18 protein-coding genes are annotated in these 18,192 nt (G+C 63.0%); 10 read left to right on the top strand and 8 right to left on the bottom strand.

Annotation, left to right across the window (positions count from 1 at the left end):
• Window positions 1-80 precede the first annotated feature (80 nt).
• The 3 genes from HGQ17_RS07425 to HGQ17_RS15515 are packed head-to-tail and all read left to right on the top strand — an operon-like array spanning window position 81 to window position 2,721.
• Window positions 81-2,243 (top strand): heavy metal translocating P-type ATPase, encoded by a 2,163-nt coding sequence (locus tag HGQ17_RS07425; RefSeq protein WP_168887356.1) that lies wholly within the window; start codon window positions 81-83, stop codon window positions 2,241-2,243.
• A 9-nt stretch (window positions 2,244-2,252) separates the two neighbouring features.
• Window positions 2,253-2,573, top strand: coding sequence for a metal-sensitive transcriptional regulator (locus HGQ17_RS07420; RefSeq protein ID WP_168887314.1), 321 nt, complete (start codon window positions 2,253-2,255; stop codon window positions 2,571-2,573).
• Between the two features lie 16 nt (window positions 2,574-2,589).
• Window positions 2,590-2,721 (top strand): hypothetical protein, encoded by a 132-nt coding sequence (locus HGQ17_RS15515; protein ID WP_267873161.1) that lies wholly within the window; start codon window positions 2,590-2,592, stop codon window positions 2,719-2,721.
• A 560-nt stretch (window positions 2,722-3,281) separates the two neighbouring features.
• Here the strand turns inward: HGQ17_RS15515 and HGQ17_RS07415 are convergent.
• Together HGQ17_RS07415 and HGQ17_RS07410 are read right to left on the bottom strand one after the other, a co-directional pair.
• Window positions 3,282-4,505 carry an MFS transporter gene (locus HGQ17_RS07415; protein WP_168887313.1) on the bottom strand — a complete coding sequence of 408 codons (1,224 nt, stop codon included), beginning with the start codon at window positions 4,503-4,505 and terminating at the stop codon, window positions 3,282-3,284.
• Window positions 4,506-4,548: 43 nt separating this feature from the next.
• On the bottom strand, window positions 4,549-4,914 hold the full coding sequence (locus tag HGQ17_RS07410; RefSeq protein ID WP_229503379.1) for an ArsR/SmtB family transcription factor: 366 nt from the start codon (window positions 4,912-4,914) through the stop codon (window positions 4,549-4,551).
• Window positions 4,915-5,244: 330 nt separating this feature from the next.
• On the opposite strand from HGQ17_RS07410, the gene HGQ17_RS07405 reads away from it, so the two are divergent.
• Entirely contained in the window at window positions 5,245-5,580 is a 336-nt protein-coding gene (locus tag HGQ17_RS07405; protein WP_168887312.1) for a hypothetical protein, read from the top strand.
• Here the strand turns inward: HGQ17_RS07405 and HGQ17_RS07400 are convergent.
• From HGQ17_RS07400 to HGQ17_RS15510, 5 genes are all read right to left on the bottom strand, one after another.
• Window positions 5,550-6,736, bottom strand: a protein-coding gene (locus HGQ17_RS07400) for an IS3 family transposase (protein WP_229503378.1) whose coding sequence is annotated in 2 segments (ribosomal slippage) — window positions 5,550-6,437 and window positions 6,440-6,736 — 1,185 coding nt in all. Because the reading frame shifts where the segments join, the coding sequence is not laid out codon by codon here. The two genes, HGQ17_RS07405 and HGQ17_RS07400, sit on opposite strands and share 31 nt — an antisense overlap.
• A 54-nt stretch (window positions 6,737-6,790) precedes the next feature.
• The gene (locus tag HGQ17_RS07395) at window positions 6,791-7,696 is read right to left on the bottom strand and encodes an AAA family ATPase (protein WP_211090506.1); all 906 of its coding nucleotides are present in this window, start codon (window positions 7,694-7,696) and stop codon (window positions 6,791-6,793) included.
• Window positions 7,683-9,131 carry a Mu transposase C-terminal domain-containing protein gene (locus tag HGQ17_RS07390; protein ID WP_324615217.1) on the bottom strand — a complete coding sequence of 483 codons (1,449 nt, stop codon included), beginning with the start codon at window positions 9,129-9,131 and terminating at the stop codon, window positions 7,683-7,685. The genes HGQ17_RS07395 and HGQ17_RS07390 overlap by 14 nt, the downstream gene beginning before the upstream one ends.
• A gap of 18 nt (window positions 9,132-9,149) precedes the next feature.
• Window positions 9,150-9,809 (bottom strand): recombinase family protein, encoded by a 660-nt coding sequence (locus tag HGQ17_RS07385; protein ID WP_168887310.1) that lies wholly within the window; start codon window positions 9,807-9,809, stop codon window positions 9,150-9,152.
• Between the two features lie 164 nt (window positions 9,810-9,973).
• The gene (locus HGQ17_RS15510; RefSeq protein WP_168887309.1) at window positions 9,974-10,456 is read right to left on the bottom strand and encodes a heavy metal-responsive transcriptional regulator; all 483 of its coding nucleotides are present in this window, start codon (window positions 10,454-10,456) and stop codon (window positions 9,974-9,976) included.
• Window positions 10,457-10,510: 54 nt separating this feature from the next.
• On the opposite strand from HGQ17_RS15510, the gene HGQ17_RS07375 reads away from it, so the two are divergent.
• The 4 genes from HGQ17_RS07375 to HGQ17_RS07360 all read left to right on the top strand — a co-directional run bounded on the left by HGQ17_RS07375 (window position 10,511) and on the right by HGQ17_RS07360 (window position 14,189).
• Window positions 10,511-10,825 carry a thioredoxin family protein gene (locus HGQ17_RS07375; RefSeq protein WP_168887308.1) on the top strand — a complete coding sequence of 105 codons (315 nt, stop codon included), beginning with the start codon at window positions 10,511-10,513 and terminating at the stop codon, window positions 10,823-10,825.
• Window positions 10,826-10,893: 68 nt separating this feature from the next.
• Complete coding sequence (locus tag HGQ17_RS07370) at window positions 10,894-12,264, top strand: dihydrolipoyl dehydrogenase family protein (RefSeq protein ID WP_168887307.1); 1,371 nt, start codon at window positions 10,894-10,896, stop codon at window positions 12,262-12,264.
• A 502-nt stretch (window positions 12,265-12,766) separates the two neighbouring features.
• Window positions 12,767-13,759 (top strand): arsenic resistance protein, encoded by a 993-nt coding sequence (locus HGQ17_RS07365; protein WP_168887306.1) that lies wholly within the window; start codon window positions 12,767-12,769, stop codon window positions 13,757-13,759.
• A gap of 28 nt (window positions 13,760-13,787) precedes the next feature.
• Window positions 13,788-14,189: a MerR family transcriptional regulator gene (locus HGQ17_RS07360; RefSeq protein ID WP_168887305.1), complete on the top strand. Its 402-nt coding sequence runs from the start codon at window positions 13,788-13,790 to the stop codon at window positions 14,187-14,189.
• A gap of 265 nt (window positions 14,190-14,454) precedes the next feature.
• Here HGQ17_RS07360 and HGQ17_RS07355 read toward each other — a convergent pair whose 3' ends face one another.
• On the bottom strand, window positions 14,455-15,342 hold the full coding sequence (locus HGQ17_RS07355) for a LysR family transcriptional regulator (RefSeq protein ID WP_168887304.1): 888 nt from the start codon (window positions 15,340-15,342) through the stop codon (window positions 14,455-14,457).
• A gap of 97 nt (window positions 15,343-15,439) precedes the next feature.
• On the opposite strand from HGQ17_RS07355, the gene HGQ17_RS07350 reads away from it, so the two are divergent.
• Both HGQ17_RS07350 and HGQ17_RS07345 read left to right on the top strand, forming a co-directional pair.
• The gene (locus HGQ17_RS07350) at window positions 15,440-16,942 is read left to right on the top strand and encodes a malate:quinone oxidoreductase (protein ID WP_168887303.1); all 1,503 of its coding nucleotides are present in this window, start codon (window positions 15,440-15,442) and stop codon (window positions 16,940-16,942) included.
• Window positions 16,943-17,078: 136 nt separating this feature from the next.
• Window positions 17,079-18,188, top strand: coding sequence for a site-specific integrase (locus HGQ17_RS07345; RefSeq protein WP_168887302.1), 1,110 nt, complete (start codon window positions 17,079-17,081; stop codon window positions 18,186-18,188).
• Window positions 18,189-18,192: the final 4 nt, after the last annotated feature.

Below are 18,192 nucleotides of genomic sequence, written 5' to 3'. Positions count from 1 at the left end.
TCGAACCGAACAGGAGAAATGAGACCGGCATGAACAACACACACAGTGGCCACCACCACGACCATGGTGGTGAGCACACGATGCACGACGACCAGTCTGAGCATCACGGCCACGGTCATCACGGTCACCATGGACACAGCAGTCATGACGACCACCACGGCCACAACGGTCATGAGCACCACGGCGGTCATGACGACCACAGTGGCCACGCCGGACACGCTGGACACGGCGGTCATGGCGGGCACGCGGGTCATGGGGATCATGTGGGGCAGTTTCGCCGGTTGTTCTGGATCATGCTCGCCCTGGCGATCCCGGTGGTGGGGTTCAATGAGATGTTCGCCCACCTGGTCGGCTACCACCTGCCCGAGGCCGAATGGGTGTGGTGGGTCTCCCCGATCTTGGGCACCATCGTCTACTTCTGGGGCGGCTGGCCGTTCCTGACCGGTGCGGTCAGCGAGATCCGCTCGCGCAAACCGGGCATGATGCTGCTGATCGGCTTGGCGATCACGGTCGCGTTCATCGCCTCCTGGGGCGCGACCCTGCATATCCTGGATCATGAGCTGAACTTCTGGTGGGAGCTGGCCCTGCTGGTGGTGATCATGCTGCTGGGTCACTGGATCGAGATGCGCTCCCTCGCCCAGACCACCTCGGCGCTGGACTCCCTTGCCGCCCTGCTGCCCGATGAGGCCGAGAAGGTCGACGGCGACGACGTGGTGAAAGTCGCCCCGGCCGACCTCGCCGTCGGGGATGTGGTGATCGTCCGTCCCGGCTCCTCAGTACCGGCCGACGGCAAGATCGTCGACGGCTCGGCGTCCATGGATGAGTCCATGGTCACCGGGGAGTCCAAGCCAGTACGGCGTGAGACCGGCGACCACGTCGTCGCCGGCACCGTCGCCACCGACTCCGGAGTCCGGGTCGAGGTCACCGCGATCGGGGATGACACCGCCCTGGCAGGAATCCAGAAGCTCGTGACTGATGCCCAGGCGTCATCGTCCCGCGCGCAGAGGATCGCCGATACTGCAGCGGCCTGGCTGTTCTGGTTCGCCCTGGGGGCTGCGGTGATCACCGCGATCACCTGGGCGCTGCTCGGGATGCCCGATGCCGCGGTGGTGCGCACCATCACCGTGCTGGTGATCGCCTGCCCGCATGCACTCGGCCTCGCCATCCCTCTGGTGGTCTCGATTGCCACCGAACGAGCCGCCCGCGGCGGGGTGCTGGTCAAGGATCGTCTCGCGCTGGAGTCGATGCGCACCGTGGACTCGGTGCTCTTTGATAAGACCGGCACCCTGACCAAGGGTGAGCCCACCGTGACCGCCATCGAGCCGGTCGGGGGACGCAATGAGGATGAGGTGCTGGCGCTGGCCGCAGCCGCTGAGGCAGACAGTGAGCACCCACTGGCCCGAGCGATTGTCGGTGCCGCCAGCAACAAGGAGCTCCGGGTGCCCAGGGCCTCGGACTTCTCCTCCTCACCGGCTGTCGGGGTCAAAGCCACCGTCGATTCAGTGGTGGTCGAGGTCGGTGGCCCGTATCTGCTCGAACAGCAGAATCGAGACGAGTTGCCGGTGGCTGACACCTGGCGCGAGGAAGGAGCGATCATCCTCCACGTCCTCGCCGACGGAGAAGTCATCGGAGCGCTGCGCCTGGCCGATGAGATCCGGCCTGAGTCCCGCGACGCCGTCGATGCCCTCCACGCCCGCGGGGTGCAGGTGGTCATGATCACCGGAGACGCCCAAGCCGTGGCAGAGACCGTCGCCAAAGACCTGGGTATCGACCGGGTCTTCGCAGGCGTCCGCCCGGAAGACAAGTCAGCCAAGGTCAAAGAGCTCCAGGACGAGGGTCGCAAGGTCGCGATGGTCGGTGATGGTGTCAACGACGCCCCCGCCCTGGCCCAAGCCGATGTCGGTATCGCCATCGGCGCCGGCACCGATGTGGCCATTGGTTCCGCGGGGGTGATCCTGGCCTCCTCTGATCCGCGCTCGGTGCTCTCGGTGTTCGAGCTCTCCCGTGCCAGCTACCGGAAGATGAAGCAGAACCTGTGGTGGGCCGCCGGCTACAACCTGGCCGCCGTACCGCTGGCCGCCGGCGTGTTGGCGCCGGTCGGGTTCGTGCTGCCCATGAGCATCGGCGCGATCCTCATGTCGGTCTCCACCGTCGTGGTCGCCCTCAACGCCCAACTGCTGCGCCGCCTCGACCTCACCCCCGAAGCGAGCACCGACAGAATCCTCGACCGCTCTGAACGATAAGGACACACCATGACCACCACCGCACCCACCGTTGAAGATGCGGCGACCGGCCACGGCTACATCAGCGACAAGAACCGCTACCTCGCCAGGCTCAAGCGCATTGAGGGCCAGACTCGTGGCATCCACCGCATGATCGACGAGGACAACTACTGCATCGACATCCTCACTCAGATCAGCGCGATCACCTCCGCGCTGAACAACGTCGCGCTGGGGTTGCTCGATGACCACCTCAAACACTGCGTCACCAACGCCATCGAAACCGATACCGCCGACGCCGAGCAGAAACTCCGCGAGGCCTCAGCCGCGATCGCACGCCTCGTGAAGTCATGAGCCAGGAGCAACAGCAATGAGCATCATCACCCGCAGCCTGCAGACCCTCGCCGAACACGGGCACCTCAGCCTCACCGTGCGACGCTGCTGCCAAACCCTCCACTGGGTCTTCACCGTGCGACTCGGCCGTAACTCCGGTGGATCGTAGAGCATGAAACCGGCATCATGGCCCCACTGTCCCCAAGAGGGCGATCCAAGCACCTAGCTTGCAGGGGCAAGGGCGCCAGAGCCCTTCGGATGCCGGATGGCAAACAGCGCTCCGACCCGATGAGCGAGTCGTGAGCGCAAATGAACAGGTGCTCTCCCACTCACCGAGTACCAGACTCAGCGGCGTCAGGTGCATCGATGAGGCGAGAGTTGGTCGAGTACCAAGTTCTCCTGGCTCGGACCCAAACGGTACATCGACCCATCGGACCATTGGCATTCGACTGCGTGAAGGTCATCATTGTGCGTGATGGTTCGGCGATCTTGTTCAGTGAGTTCGGGCAGAAACCCGTGACCGTAGGTGATGTCGTCGTGCTTGGCCCCGACTCTGGCGGATTAAGGAACGCTCCTTCGTCGTCCAACACCAGCTCCACCCGGCCGAATACGAGCTGTTCGACACCACCAGCCGCATGGAGATTAAGTGACGAGTTCCCGCGAATCCGTTCGGAAATCTAGGGAACCTGAGTGCTCACCACCGTTTTCAAACTAGCCGAGGGTGCGGGTTCACGGAACCGGTGACTCCACGCGGGACGCCGGCCGCCAGGCGGTCGTGGCGACGATCGAGCCGAGTACGCCGATGCCGACGAGGACGAGGGCCACGGCGGACAGGCCGATGGCGGCTCCGAGGACTCCGGCGAGGGGGTAGGTGATGAGGAAGCAGGCGTGGGAGAGGGAGAACTGCGCCGCGAACACCGCCGGACGGTTCTCCTCGCTGCTGCCCCGGCGCAGCAGCCTCGCGGACGGAGTAAGGATCGTAGAAGTCGCCGCACCGATCAGTCCCCACAAGACCAGGAGTGCGACCCATTGCCCGGTGCCGTCAGCCCAGGCGATGACCCCGGTCGCGGCGAGCAGCAGGACGGGGATGGCGATGCCGCCGGTGAGCATGACATTCCGGTCGGGCAGGGTGTCGAGGAGCTTGGGCATGCCGAGCGCGACGAGCATGGAGCCGCCCCCGTAGGCGGCGAGCATGAGCGCGACATCGGTCTGCGGGCGGCCGAGGTCGCCTTGGACGAGGACGACGGTGTTTACGATCACCATCGCCGTAGTCGTCGCGACGACGAGGTTCAGCCCCATCAGGCCGCGCAGCTCCCGGCTGGCCCAGAACGCGCGGACGCCTCTGGTGAGGCGATCGAAGAACGGCGCAGGCGGCGGGGTGGCGATGTACGGGAACCGCGTGACGATCACGAGGGTTGCCGAGGCGAGGAATCCGACGACGGTGCCGGCGAAGAGGTCCTGGAAGCTGATGACGGTCAGCAGGGCGGCGGCGAGCATCGGGCTCACCAGCGATTCCAGGTCGTAGGCCAGGCGCGACAGCGACAGGGCGCGGGTGTATTCGCCCTCGTCGGGGAGCACTGAGGGGATGACGGCCTGGAACGCGGGCGTGAACGTCGCCGACGCGGACTGCAGCAGGAAGATCAGGATGTAGATCTGCCACGCCTCGGTCACGAACGGTAGCGAGACCGCGACCCCGGCGCGGATGAGGTCGGCCCCGATCAGGAGGGGCTTACGGGGCAGGCGGGCAGTGAGCGCGGTGGTGACCGGTGAGACGGCGACATAGGCGACCATCTTGATCGTCATCGCCACCCCCATCACGACGCCTGCGTCACCTCCGGCGATGTCGAAGGCGAGCAGCCCGAGCGCGACGGTGAGCAGGCCCGTGCCCAACAGGGCGATGATCTGCGCGCTGAACAGCTTCGCGTAGGACGGGTTGCGGAGAACGGCGAGCATGAGACGAGACCTCACAATCGAGGGCGTAAGTACGGACGGGGTACTACTGCCGGGGTGCGTGGTGGTGGGGCGGGATGTGTCCGTTCGCGACGGCGTGCTCGGCCTGCTTGATCGCCTCGACCACCAGGGCGACCGCGTGCTCGTCGGTGAGGCGGTAGAGCACGCTCGTGCCCTCCTGCCGGGTCGTGACCATTCGCGCCATCCGCAACCGCGCCAGGTGCTGCGAGACCCCGGAGGGCTTCTTCCCGACCAGCTCCGCCAGCGCGTTCACCGGCAGCTCCTCCGCCTCCCGGAGGGCGAGCACGATCCTGATCCGCGTCGGATCGGACAGCAGGCCCAGCACCTCCGCGGCGAGGTCCACGAACTCCGAGGACGGGTTCATCCCACATACCTTCTTATCTGCATCCATACGCAGATACTAACACTTGTGAGTCGAGAGTGGTGTGGCGCTTGTCTGGCTTCCTGTCCGGCTCTAGTCGGCGAGGTGGGAGTGCGGGGCTGGTATCTCTTCGTGGAACGAGAGGTGGCCGAGGGTGGCGGCGTAGCGGGATGCGCCTCCGATGAGGAGGCCGAAGGGCTCCCAGATGCGGCGCTCTTGCAAGGATACGGTCGCTGCCCAGCGACTGCGGATTCAGGCCGGCTTCTTCCAGGGGAACGTGTGGCCGGGAGCAAGCAGCCTCGGCGCGGTGTTCTGAGTGACGAACAGGGGCGGGTAGCGCGCGCCTGAGAGGCAGTAGTTGTGGAACTGGCCTCCTGGGTGGGGATGATCGGAACCGTCCTGGCGTTTCTGCTGTTCCTGCCCCAAGCACGACACACTTGGACGAACCGGGCCCGCCCCGAACGCTTGCGGGGCATCAGCCTGGCCAGCCAAGGCTGCATCATCGCCAACGCCCTGGTCTGGGGGCTCTACGCGGCATTCACTGACGCGTTCTGGACCGGAGCGCCAGGGATCATCAACGCCCCCTTAGCGGCCTGCACCATCCTTCTGCTGCTGCGCGGGCGCCGGAACACAGGGTCTGCTGAAGGTTCGGTTGACCGTCGGGCTTATGCCGCCAGGGCGACGGCATCCTTGTGACCGGTCTCGTATTCGACCGGAGTCAGCTTACCCAGCCTCCGCTGTCGACGGCGGCGATGATAGGTCGCTTCGATCCAGTGAATGATCCGGGCTCGCAACTGATCCCTGGTGGCCCAGGACTGCCTGTTGAGCACGTTCTTCTGCAACGTCGAGAAGAAGCTCTCCATCGCCGCGTTATCCCCAGCAGCCCCGACCCGTCCCATGGACCCAGCCAGCTTGTATCCCTTCAGCGCCCGCTGGAATTTCCGTGAACGAAATTGCGACCCTCTATCCGAATGGACAATGCATCCGGCCACTTCTGAGGGTCCTCCGCGGCGGGAAACCGCATCATGCAGGGCGGCCACAGCCAGCCGTGATTTCATCCTGGAATCGATCGCATAGCCCACGATCCGGTTGCTGAAGACATCCTTGATCGCACATAGGTAGAGCTTGCCCTCACCGGTACGGTGCTCGGTGATGTCCACCAGCCATTTCTGATTCGACCTGGTGGCGGTGAAATCCCGGGCCAGCAGGTCATCACAGACTGGCGGGCCTGGCTTCTTGTGATTCTTCCTGCCCTTGCGCTGAGTGGCGGAGAAGATCTGCTGCTGTGAGCACAGCCGCCACACCCGCCGCTCAGAGGCCCGGTACCCGGCGGCGGCGAGCTCATCGGCGATGAACCGGTGCCCGAACTCCGGGTCATCAGCATGAACATCGATTGCGGCGTTGAGCAGGTGGGCCTGCTCCCAATCCCGCTGAGAAATCGGGGCTGCTGCCCATTTGTAGAACGCTTGCTTGGTGAAACCCAGAACCCGGCAGGTCACCGCCACCGGCACCCCGGCGGCGGCAAGGTCACCGACCAGCGGGAACGTCATTTTGACGGGATCTGAGCTTGGCCGAAGTAGGCAGCAGCCCGTCGCATCACCTCCAGCTCCTGCTCCAGGGTGCGGTTGCGGCTGCGCAGGGCGCGCAGCTCGTCCCTCTCCTCAGTGGTCAGGCCAGGTTTGCGGTCATTGGGGTTTCCGGCGTCCAGTTCGGCCTGGCGGACCCATTTGCGGATGGTCCCTTCATGCAGACCGAAATCAGCAGCTACTTCGGCCAGCGTGGTGTTCTCGTCCCTGTTCTGGGCAACGCGGACCACATCGTCGCGGAACTCTTTGGGATACGGCTTGGGCATGATTGTGAGTCGCAGAGATAAGTGGCGTGGTTTTCGCAGCGCTTAATGGCCGACTTAATGGCCGATGAGGAGGGCTTGCCGTGCGGCTTCGACGACCTCTGGGGTAAGCGATTCGAGGTTGTTGACTGTTTGGACACGTTCGATCTGAGTGAGCAGCCGGTCAACGAGGCGGAAGTTGCCGGCGGTGATCCGCACGATGGTGGCGATGGCTGTCGCGTGGGCGACGCCGCCATCTCCTTCGTCCTTGGCTGCGGGCAGTCGTCTGGTCAGGACTGCGGTGAGTTCCTCCGGGGTCAGCTGGCGGTATTCGTGGGCGAATCCGATGCGACTATAGAGCTGGGGGTAGCGGGCGAGGCGTTTCTCGATGCCGGGCATACCGACGAGGATGACGCCCATGTGGTGATGGTCGAAGTAGTCACGGACTTGTTCAAGCCCGGTGGTCTTCAGCCGGTCGGCTTCGTCGATGATGAGCAGTTCGGTGCGTCCGCTGGAGCGGGACTCGGTGTGAACGAAGGGATCGACGGTCCCGTGTTCAGCGAAGTCCACGGCGAAAGAAATCTGCTGACAGGCTCGAGGAAGGCCCTGGTCGATCTGCCGAGTAGTCGCGGCGACGGTGGGGGTGAAGACCGCGGTGCGGGAATCGAGCACACCTTGGGGTACCGGGCCCAGATCGTCATTGAAGATGTTTTCCCATTGTTCCCACTCATCGGTTCCGGCGTAGTGCCGAGCCGAAAGAGTCTTGCCCACCCCGGGTGGCCCCCAGCACAGGCCTATGTAGCGGTGGGCGCGTACAGCGTCGGCGAATTCAGCGAAGCGGCGATGCTCGTGGGTGATCTGGAATGGCGGCATCTCGGGCGGTGGCGGGGCGCTGCTGTTGACCTCCCTGAAATCGCCGGTGAGGAATCGGCGGCCGTCGTCGTCTTTGTTTAGGACACTGTGTTTGGGGCTAGTCGGTGGCATAGAGACGCAATCGGTGTCGTGGTGGTGACGGGGCGACTTCGATAGGGTCTGGCTCCGCCTCGGCGGCCTCGGGTGGGATATACCGTGTGTCGGTGGGCAGCGCGTCGGCGAGGCTGCGGCGTTGCCGTAGTTGTTGCTTGAGATCGCGGCGGCGTTGGGATCGGGCAGCTTGGACTTCTTGGAGCGAGACCGATTCACTGGCCAGTTCCGGCGCTATCGCGCGGCAGAGGTAGGCGTCGTTGAAGTAGACCCGGATCTCGCCGACATCGCGGGGGTTGTATCGCACTGTCACCTGTTCACCCACGTAGGCAGCCAACACCGAGGAGACGTAGCGGGTGGAGGCGAACTGGATCCCATCGCGTTGGACCTTCCGTGTGGCCGCCGCTGTCAGCAACAGCAGGTCGAGATCCTCAGGACGGGACGGGGCACGCGGGATGAACCCTGATGCGGCCCAACGGGCCGCGGGAGCCTCGCCGGTTTCGGAGTGGGTGCGCTGGTTGTACTCGGTGACGATGAACTGGCCCATGATCGTATCGAGCTGTTCCAGGCTCAGCGTCGGCTCGGTGATGGGTTCTCCGTTGGTTCCATGCGGGATGTAGCCGGGCAGGTGCGGCAACAGCTCGGTGGTAATGGAGCTATAGAACCGCTCGAGCTTGCCGCGGCCTTGCGGGACGCCGACTCGGGAGTGGATGAGCTGGACTTTGGTGTCCAGACAGACCCGCTCAAGGCGGGCGGAGGTGAAATCGGCGCCGTGATCCGAGTAGAGCACATCGGGTAACCCGCAGACCGGCCAGGCAGGATTCGTCTTGGGGTTGATGGCTTGGTGGAAGGCAAGCGCTGTCTGTTCGGCGCTCGGAGCACCGAGAAAGAGCGTGTAGCCGGCGGTGGCACGGGAGTAATCATCCAACAGCGCGGTCAACCAGGGCCGTGCCGGGGCGCCGGCCTTGTCCAGGATCGCAACATCTAACAGCGTGTGGTCGGCCTGCCACTGCTCGTTCGGGCGTGCTGCTGTTCGGCGTAAGACCAGTTCGAACTGGTCTCGGTAGGCGGTATCGCCGTGCTGTGCCAGGGTGCGTAGGCCCGGGTCGATGGCGGCGATGACCGCCCGGACACTGAAGTAGCTCGGCACGGTGAGTCCCCGGTCGGCGGCGATGTCGCTGATGCGGCGATGGATGAACGCTGCGGTGGGCTCGGGAGAGCCAAGTGCCAACGCCTCGATCATCTCAATAAGCTCAGCCGGGATTCGCCGTCTGCCGCTATCCATCCGGCGGGAGCGTTCCAAGCCACCGGAGCTCGGATCAGCGCGGTACTGTCCGGCCCAGCGGGAAAGTGTCCGCAGGGAGACGCCTGATTCTGCGGCGATCCGTGTCCAGGGGACACCCTCATCGTGTTGGCGCAGCAGAGCGATTCTTTCCTTCGGAGTCAACTGCGCCACCGCTACCACCTACCGGTATCAGATCTCGGAGCCAGAGCCAGAGCCAGTGCCGGAGTCGGCCGCGGTCGCCGAGCTGGTGGTCTCCGGTTCGGCGGTCACCGATTCCGGTGGCCGGGGCGGCAGGTGACGGTAGAGACTGGTGCGGGTGATCTCGGTCTTCGCCACGATCTCGGCCATGGTGTACCCGCTGGCGCGCAGGTGCTCGGCGTAGGAGAGCTTGTCCGGATCCACCACCGAGGGCCGTCCCACCCGTCGGCCCTTCGCCCTGGCTACCGCCCGAGCATGAGCGGCACGCTCCAGGGAGTAGGTGCGTTCCATCTGCCCAAACAGTGCCAGCAGCACCACATTCAGCTGGGCCATCGGATCATCCGGGTTTGATGAATCCAGCTTGATCGAATCAGCCAAATTGCGCACCCCCACCCCTCGCTCGGAGAGGTCATGGATCAGGTTCAGTGTGTCCCGCACCGTGCGCCCGAGCCGGTCCAGAGTGTGCACCACGATCACATCACCCTCACGGGCATAGTCCAACGCCGCGGTCAGCCCAGGGCGGTTGACGGTAGACCCGGATTTCTTGTCCACATAAATCCGCTCTGCCGCAATGCCGACTTCACGCAACGCCTCGATCTGCCGATCCAGATCCTGTTTGACCGTCGAAACCCGCGCATACCCCAAATCCATGCCCCGAGAGTACCAGTAGTCAGAACCGTACGGAACAGATGGGATTCTTTAGTGGGACTACTTCTGGAACGAAAAATGCTGCCCCCTGCGCATCGACGCGGATATTGACCGGGACTGTCCCAGAACCAAGGAACTGGGACGACCACTTTGGGCTCAGCCAATCGTCAGTTAAGGGGCCCACGATGTTCCATCCCCACGGCACGAGGCCCGGGATGGTGTTCAGAACTATGAATGCTGGCCCGGTTGTGTTCGGGCGTTGTCACGATGTGGCACACTTCATCGTCGCCGCAATTGGTCGGGTCGAGGTGCTGGCTTGCCAGAACGGTCTGCTCGAGATCAGCGGCCAGCATCTCGAGTTCAACCTGTCGGGCTCGAACATCGGCGAGCTTCTCCTCGACGAGACCCGCGACGTGTGCGCAAGGGATCTGACCGGTCTCGCGAAGTTGAATCGTGCCCAGAATCTCCTGCAGGGTCAGGCCCGCGGCCTGGGCGGCGCGGATGAACCGCAGTCGAGTGACGGCCTGATCGTCATAGCGACGGTAGCCGCCGCCCGTTCGTTCCGGGTTCGACAGCAGGCCCTGGCGTTCATAGAAGCGAATCGCCTGACGGCCAATGCCGGTGACAACGCTGAGTTCTCCGATAAGCACCCTCCCATCCTATGACTTGACCTTGTATCCGGCTATAAGGTTTATGGTCAGGCTATGGAGATCGTGCTGCAGTACTTCGAGGGATGCCCCAATTGGAAGATCGCCCATGAGCGGCTTGTCAGGCTGTGCGCTGAGAGGCCCGACATCAGTCTGAGCACACAGCTGGTAGAGAGTGACGCTCAGGCTCAGCGGCTGGGTTTTCACGGTTCCCCCAGCGTCCTGATCGATGGTTTCGACAGGTTCTCGGAGGCCTCTTCGGCGGTGGGCTTGTCGTGTCGCAGGTATATGACTCCTGAGGGAATCGCCGGCGCCCCCACCATGGAGCAGCTGCGCTCCGCAGCAGCAGCCGCTGAGTCCACGCCGAGATAAATCCTGAGTGTCGAGGATCCATTCACCCCGCTGCGTGACGGTCGCGGCGCTTCAGAGAAGGTGTAGATATGACGAAGAAGTACGAGGAGCATGAGAAGTACGACCTGATAGTCATTGGGGCCGGCATGGCTGGGATCGCGGCAGCGACCAAGTGCGCATCCCAGGGTTGGCGTGTGGCCATCGTGGACTCGCTTCCCTATGGTGGCACCTGCGCCTTGCGGGGGTGTGACCCGAAGAAAATTCTGCGCCGGGGAGCTGAGATCCTGGATGCGGCACATCTCATGGGGGATAAGGGCATCGATGAAGGTGGCTTGTCGGTGAACTGGGCGCAGCTGATGAAGCACAAGCACGGCTTCACCGATGGGGTGCCCACCAGTATGGAAGACGATCTCAAAGCGCACGGGGTGCAGACACTCCACGGCACCGCGGTGTTCACCGGCCCGACAGAGGTTGAGGTCTCCGGTGTGGGCTATCACGCACCAAAGATCCTGATCGCGACCGGCGCCACACCTGCCCCGCTTGATTTCCCTGGCCACGAGCACCTGATCGACAGCACCGCGTTCTTGAACCTCGAGAGCCTTCCTCCGCGGGTCCTCTTTGTCGGGGGCGGGTTCGTGTCCTTCGAGTTCGCTCACATCGCGGCACGAGCCGGGTCCCGCCCGATCATCATCGACCGTGGTCCGCGGCCGCTGAAGAGTTTCGACCCCGATCTGGTGGACCTGCTGATCCGACGCGGCACCCAGGCTGGCGTGGATGTCCAATCGGGCACCAGCATCACCGGCGTGGAGAAAGTGCCCGCCGGGTATCAGGTGCATCTTGAACAGCAGGGCGTCGCAGCGATGATCGAAGTGGACCTTGTCGTTCATGGAGCAGGACGTCTCCCCGATCTGTCCCGGCTTGATCTTGAGGCCGGCGGCGTGGCGTATGGCCCACGAGGCATCGACGTGACAGCTGATCTGCAGTCGGTTACGAACTCAGCCGTGTATGCCGCCGGTGATGCTGCTGACACCCAGGGGATGCCGCTTACCCCGGTAGCTGTGGTGGAGGCGAAAGTCGCAGCATCAAACATCTTGAAGTCAGGGAATGCTGTACCTGACTACGCGGCGACTCCGACGGCGGTCTTCACGATCCCGGAGCTTGTCAGGGTAGGGGCGTTGGAGAATGAAGCCCGGTCGCGCGGTATGGATATCGACGTCAGGTATACCGACACTAGTCGGTGGTTTTCCCAGTATCGGGTCGGCGAAACAGCCGGGGCAGCCAAGATTCTCGTCGACCGATCGACTGATCTCATCGTGGGGGCGCATCTGTTCGGACATGGTTATGCAGAGTTGGTGAACACGATCAGCCTGGCCATGAAGTACGGGCTGACGGCGCGGGAGCTAAGATCCTCGCCGGCGGTATATCCTTCCATCGCGTCTGACCTGGGATCGATGCTCTGACCAAAGATCAAGACAAACCCCACGATGCGGGCCGGCACGGTGGGAGCCCCTGGAGGTTGAACACAGCGAGGCCCGAGGGAGGCCCCCACAACGCTCAGGTCACCTGCGCGAGGCCCGGCTACGGCTTGAAAGAACCTCAGGGCTCAGCAGCCCCAAGCCCAGCAGCAGTGAGAGAGCAGGCCGAACATGTACCGACAGTTTTCAGATGGCCATCGGATAGGTTGCCAGGCGCATGAGAGCTCTGGGGATCATTGGACCGTGAGCAGGTCCCGCTCCAATGGCCAGCATCGTGGTCGATGGCCAGACTGCCGGCGACGGGCTCGCGGTAAGGATTGAGTCGAGGTCCATGGAGCTGAGGATGTGGGGTCTAGCCGGAGGGACCGAAACTCGTCTTGACCTTCTAGCTGACTTGAAGGTTTACCGTGGGGATGCAGGCCCCCCTGCCGCTGAACCCAGCTGCCGGAATGGTCCTGTCACAGCTGCCGATGGAGAGGACCAACAGATGACTTGGGCTGAGCGTCTTCAAAGCGTGTTCGTCGCCGTGGCGGCACTGGCTGGATTAGGCGTCGGTCTCGCCAGCCCATTAGGCGCCAACGGCGAGCATCTCGTGATCCCAGCCCTACTGGTGATGCTCATCGCTGTCTTTATGCAGCTCGATGCCTCGCACCTCAAAGACGTGGGCAAGGCTAAGGGACTTGTCGGGGTCAGTCTGGTGCTGAACTACGCCTTCACCCCGCTTCTCGCCTGGGCCTTGGGTCTTGGACTACTCGGTGCGCAGCCTGACCTGCGAATCGGACTGTTGCTGTTACTGGTCACCCCGTGCACCGATTGGTACCTGATCTTCACCGCAATGGCTCGTGGGCACGCGGGGATCGCTGCCGCCCTGTTGCCGATCAACCTGGTGCTCCAGCTGTTGCTGTTGCCGGTCTACGTGATGCTGCTCGGCGGTGAAGCTGCGATGGTCGATACAGCCACCCTGTTGGAGGCCGTGCTGTTGATGCTTCTGACCCCGCTGGTGGTCGCGTTCACGCTGCGCTGGGTCAGCACCCGGCTCAAGGGCGAGCATTGGAGGGAGGAGCACGTCAACCGGTGGGCGAATCGTGTGGTGATGCCGCTGCTGTGTGTGGCGGTCTTCGCGATGTTCGCCTGGCAGGCGCCGGTGGTTGCTGAGAGCGGCGCCGAGATGCTGCTGTTGCTGCCTCCGCTGCTGGCGTTCTTCATCATCCTTCCGCTGGTCGCCACCGGGGTTTCTCGGCTGTTGCGCCTGACGGGACCCCAACGAGTGGCTCTGACGATGGTGACCACAGCCAGGAACTCGCCCATTGCGCTGGGCATCGCAGTCGCCGCGTTCCCCGACCGGCCACTGATCGGCGTGGCCCTGGTGGTAGGGCCTTTGATCGAGCTCCCGATCTTGGCGGCACTGAGTCAGATCATTCGCCACCGGGACAAGCCAGACCCGGCCGAACAGGTTCCCGCGACGAGCAGCGACCGATGACACTCCGCCTCCGTGGAAGGGTGTAGATATGCGTATCTCTGAGGTCACCGCGCATAGTGGGGTTCCAGCGACGGCCCTGCGGTACTACGAACAGCTCGGCTTGATCAGTTCGACCCGGTCCATCAATGGATACCGCGAATACGGCCCCGAGGCGCTGGAGCGTCTGCGCTTCATCAGGGTGGCCAAGAAGATGGATATGGACCTTGAGCAGATCAAGTGGCTTCTCGAGGTCACCGAAACGGGCACCTGCACCAATACTCGAGATGCCCTGCACCCAGTGCTCACTGAGCGGCTGCGGGAGGTGGAAGACAGTATCCGCAACTTGGAAGAGCTTCGTGCCGTGCTGGTGAGTTCGATCGACCACGTGGCGACCTGCCCAGACAGTTCAGCACCCTGTCAGTCTGAGTGCGCCTTCACGTCCCTCACATAACCCCAGTGCTGTCGATCGAGACAAGCGACAGATAGCGGTGCGAGAAGACCGCCATTTACCGCGGCGATCCACAGACGATGCGCCGGTGGCGCGATGTCTTGTAGCGAAAACGACCGTTATCTTGAGTTGAGCAACTGTGGCACGTCTTGACCTGTGGTTTTCTGTTGTGGACAGTGTCCACAAGGCTGTGGTCACTAGGGATGGAGAGCGCCGTGTAGTTATCGTCCATCATGTGTGGTTCCTTCCAAGGTAGGGAACTCGCCGTCTAGTTGAGGCCGCGGGTGAGGATGAAGTCGTTGAGGCGCTGGGTCACTGCTGTCTGGGTTGCCGTCGCCGATGTTAGAGCGATTGTGCGGGTGTGGTCTTCGCCAATGAGGGGGACCTCGGAGATTCCGTCAACACGCCGATCACTGTGTGGCAGGAGGGCGACGCCGAGTCCACGACTGATCAGTTCGCGAATGGTGGCGAACTCGGTGATCTCGATCCCAATGTTCGGTTCGTAACCGGCGCGATGGCACCAGCGTTCGGTGAGTTGGCGCAGGTTGTAGCTGGTGGGATTGGCGATAAAGCGTGCGCCCTCAAGGTCCTCCAGCTCGATGCATGCCCGGCTGGCAAGGGGATGGTCTTCGGGTAGTACGGCGTTGATCTGCTGAGTCGCGAGAATGGTGTGTTCGAGCTCTGCTGGTGGCGGGATCGTGATCGCCAGGTCGAGCCCTCCAGTCCGGAGGTCCTCGATTAGGGCAGAGCCATGTGCTTGCTTGAGCTGAAGGCGGATGCCGGGATGCTTCAGGTTGAACTCGGCCAGCATGTCGGGCACGGCACCTGACCCCATTGTCAGGGGGAACCCGAAACGGACCGTGCCGTGGTCCGGATCGGCAGTCTCGGTGACCTGCGCAATAGACATCTCGATGTCGTGGAGCGGGGCTCGGACTAGCTGCGCAAGGCTCACAGCAGACGGAGTAAGACGCACCGTCCTGCCGTCACGAATCAGCAGTGGCAGTCGCAGCGCCTCTTCGAGTGCGTGGATGCGTCGGCTCATCGATGACTGCGGGATCCCGAGCGCCGAAGCAGCTGAAGTCATGTGACCGCCTTGAGCCGCGACCTCCGTGAGTGCGCGAAGCTGTGGAGCCAGACTTTTCACCCATTCATCCATATACGGATTATATTGCCTCGAAAGTTCATTGGACGGAACGTTCTGTTCTGCGCGACGGTGGGATCACCAGATAGCGGCTTCAGGAAAGGGCAACACCATGACCCAGCGGTGGCGAAGAGCGGGAAATGTCGAGGAGGCCGACATCGTTCTCATCGGCGGCGGGATCATGTCGGCGACGTTGGGAGCGATGATCACCCTTCTTCAGCCTGATTGGCGCATCGTCTTGGTGGAGAAATCGAACTCACTGGCGAGCGAGAGCAGCGACCCGTGGAACAACGCCGGCACCGGTCACTCTGGGTTTAGCGAGCTGAACTACATGCCTGACCCAACTGATGGCAGCAAACCCGCCGAGATCGCCCGACAATTCCTCATCACCAGACAGTGGTGGGCCTACTTGGCGGAGTCTGGCCTGCTCGATCCACGCGAGTACCTCCACACCAGCCCGCATATGGACGTGGTGTTCGACCGGCGAGGCGTGGACTATCTGCGGCAGCGCTATCAGACTCTCATCACTGATCCGTTCTTCGCCGGACTCGAATACTCCGAAGATCCGGCCAGGATAGCCACCTGGGCACCTCTGATCATGGAGGGCAGGAGCGAGGATGGGCCGATCGCCGCGACCCGCCACCGCCACGGCACTGACGTTGATTTCGGCGCGCTGACCCGTGCGCTCACCAGCATCATCACCGACCGAGGCGGGACGGTTCTGCTCGGTCACGAGGTGAGTTCCCTTCGTCAGCAACCGGATGGCCGCTGGCTCGTATTGGGCCGGAATGGTTCCCGTGGTGGGCGGTTCGCGATCCGGGGACGGCACGTCTTCGTCGGTGCCGGTGGATTCGCCCTGCACCTGCTCCAGCGCGCACGTCTGCCCCAGGTCCGCGGATATGCCGTCCTGCCTGTCGGTGCCGCGTTCTACCGGTGTTCAGACCCGGAGGTCGCGGCCCGTCACGACGCGAAGGTCTACGGCCAAGCAGCAATAGGTGCCCCACCGATGTCAGTCCCGCATCTCGACAAGCGAATCGTTGACGGCCAGGAACACCTTTTATTCGGCCCATACGCGACATTCAGCACCAAACTCCTCAAACATGGCAAGCTCACTGACTTCTTCACGACTCTCCGATGGCACAATCTCCACGTCATCGCCGCCGCAGGTCTGCAGAACCTGCCACTGGTGCGCTACCTGATCACAGAGCTTGCCGCCGGCCCGAGAAAGAAATTCGCCCAGCTGCAACGGTTCTACCCGTCAGCTGCGTTCGAACAGTGGGAGCTCATCCTCGCCGGCCAACGCGCGCAACTGGTCACACCCGACAAGAACAACATGGGCGTCCTCCGCCAAGGCACCGAAGTGGTCACCAGCGCGGACCATTCCATCTCAGGGCTGCTTGGTGCCTCACCAGGGGCCTCAACCGCCGTTCCGATCATGCTCAATCTCCTCAGAGAGTGCTTTCCCGATCGATGGCAGAGCAGCTGGAAAAACACTATCGCCACCGCGGTCCCAGGATTCGAGAGGACCACCTGGGAGGCCGACGACGTGAGCGACAGCCTCGAACGGACTGCCAGTGCTCTCGATCTCACAAACACACCCGACAGGCACCCATGAGCCTTGACACCCCGCGAATGAGGACTGGTCACCCCCACTACCGCTCGGTAATAGATGGCCTAGCCGCCCCGCAGCATGTTGCCGGTGTGCCAGAGGCCGTAGCTGGTGTCGGCACAATACGCTGCCGGGAGGGCTGATGATCGTCCAACGCGTCGTTTCTCCGGTCAATGAGGTGGAGTCGTGGACGGTGTTGGATGCTGATGGTGCCCCGGTTGCTCCGATCGAGCGGTATCTGGCCTATTTGACCCGAATTGAGCGCTCACCGAACACGGTCAAGGCCTATGCCCATGACTTGAAGGACTGGTTCGAGTTCCTCAGTGCTGAGGGTCTGGATTGGCGTGAGGTGCGGTTGGAGAACGTGGGTGAGTTCGTCGCTTGGTTGCGCCGTCCGTTACACCTACGCGACGGTAAGATTCCGGTCCTGCCGTCGGTGGAGCATCACTGCACCGAGTCCACAGTCAACCGCAAACTCTCTGCATTGAGTGCGTTCTACCAGCACGCTGTCCGCCATGGCATCGACCTGGGAGAACTGCTCAGGACATGGCAGCTAGCCGGAGGCCGCAGCTCGGGATGGAAACCGTTTTTGCACCACATCAGCAAGAAGACACCGCAGTCTCGACGTGCCATCTCGCTGAACGCGATGCGTAAGCTTCCACGGGTAGTGACCGTCGCTGAAGTACAGGCAATTCTCGATGCCTGTGACCATTTGCGGGATCGGTTCCTCTTCGCGGTGTTGTTCGATACCGGGATACGCATCGGTGAGGCGCTGGGCCTCCGGCATGAGGATATCGCCGCCGCTGGATCGCAGATCACCGTCCAACCTCGGACCAACGACAATGGTGCCCGCTCCAAGTCACGTGCTTCACGGACCATTCCGGTCAGCGCGGAACTTGTACGGCTCTATGCTGACTACCTTCACTTGGAGTACGGCGACCTGGACTCTGACTACGTTTTCGTTACCCTGTGGGGCCGACCTTATGGTCGCCCATTGACCTATGCGGCTGTCTACGACCTGGTGAAACGTCTACGTCGGCGGACAGGGGTGGACTTCGACCCGCACTGGTACCGCCATACCGCGGCCACCCGGATGCTGCGCGATGGAGTGCCGATTGAAGTGGTCTCAAAACTCCTGGGCCACGCCGACATCACGACCACCACCGCCGTATACGGGCACCTGAGTGTCCAAGATGCCCGTAAGTCACTGGAGGAAGCAGGATGGTTCACCGACCGGGAGGTCCAACTGTGAGCAC

The sequence above is a fragment of the Nesterenkonia sedimenti genome, assembly GCF_012641515.1.
Taxonomy (GTDB): domain Bacteria; phylum Actinomycetota; class Actinomycetes; order Actinomycetales; family Micrococcaceae; genus Nesterenkonia; species Nesterenkonia sedimenti.
This window is presented reverse-complemented; position numbering and strand designations above follow the sequence as displayed.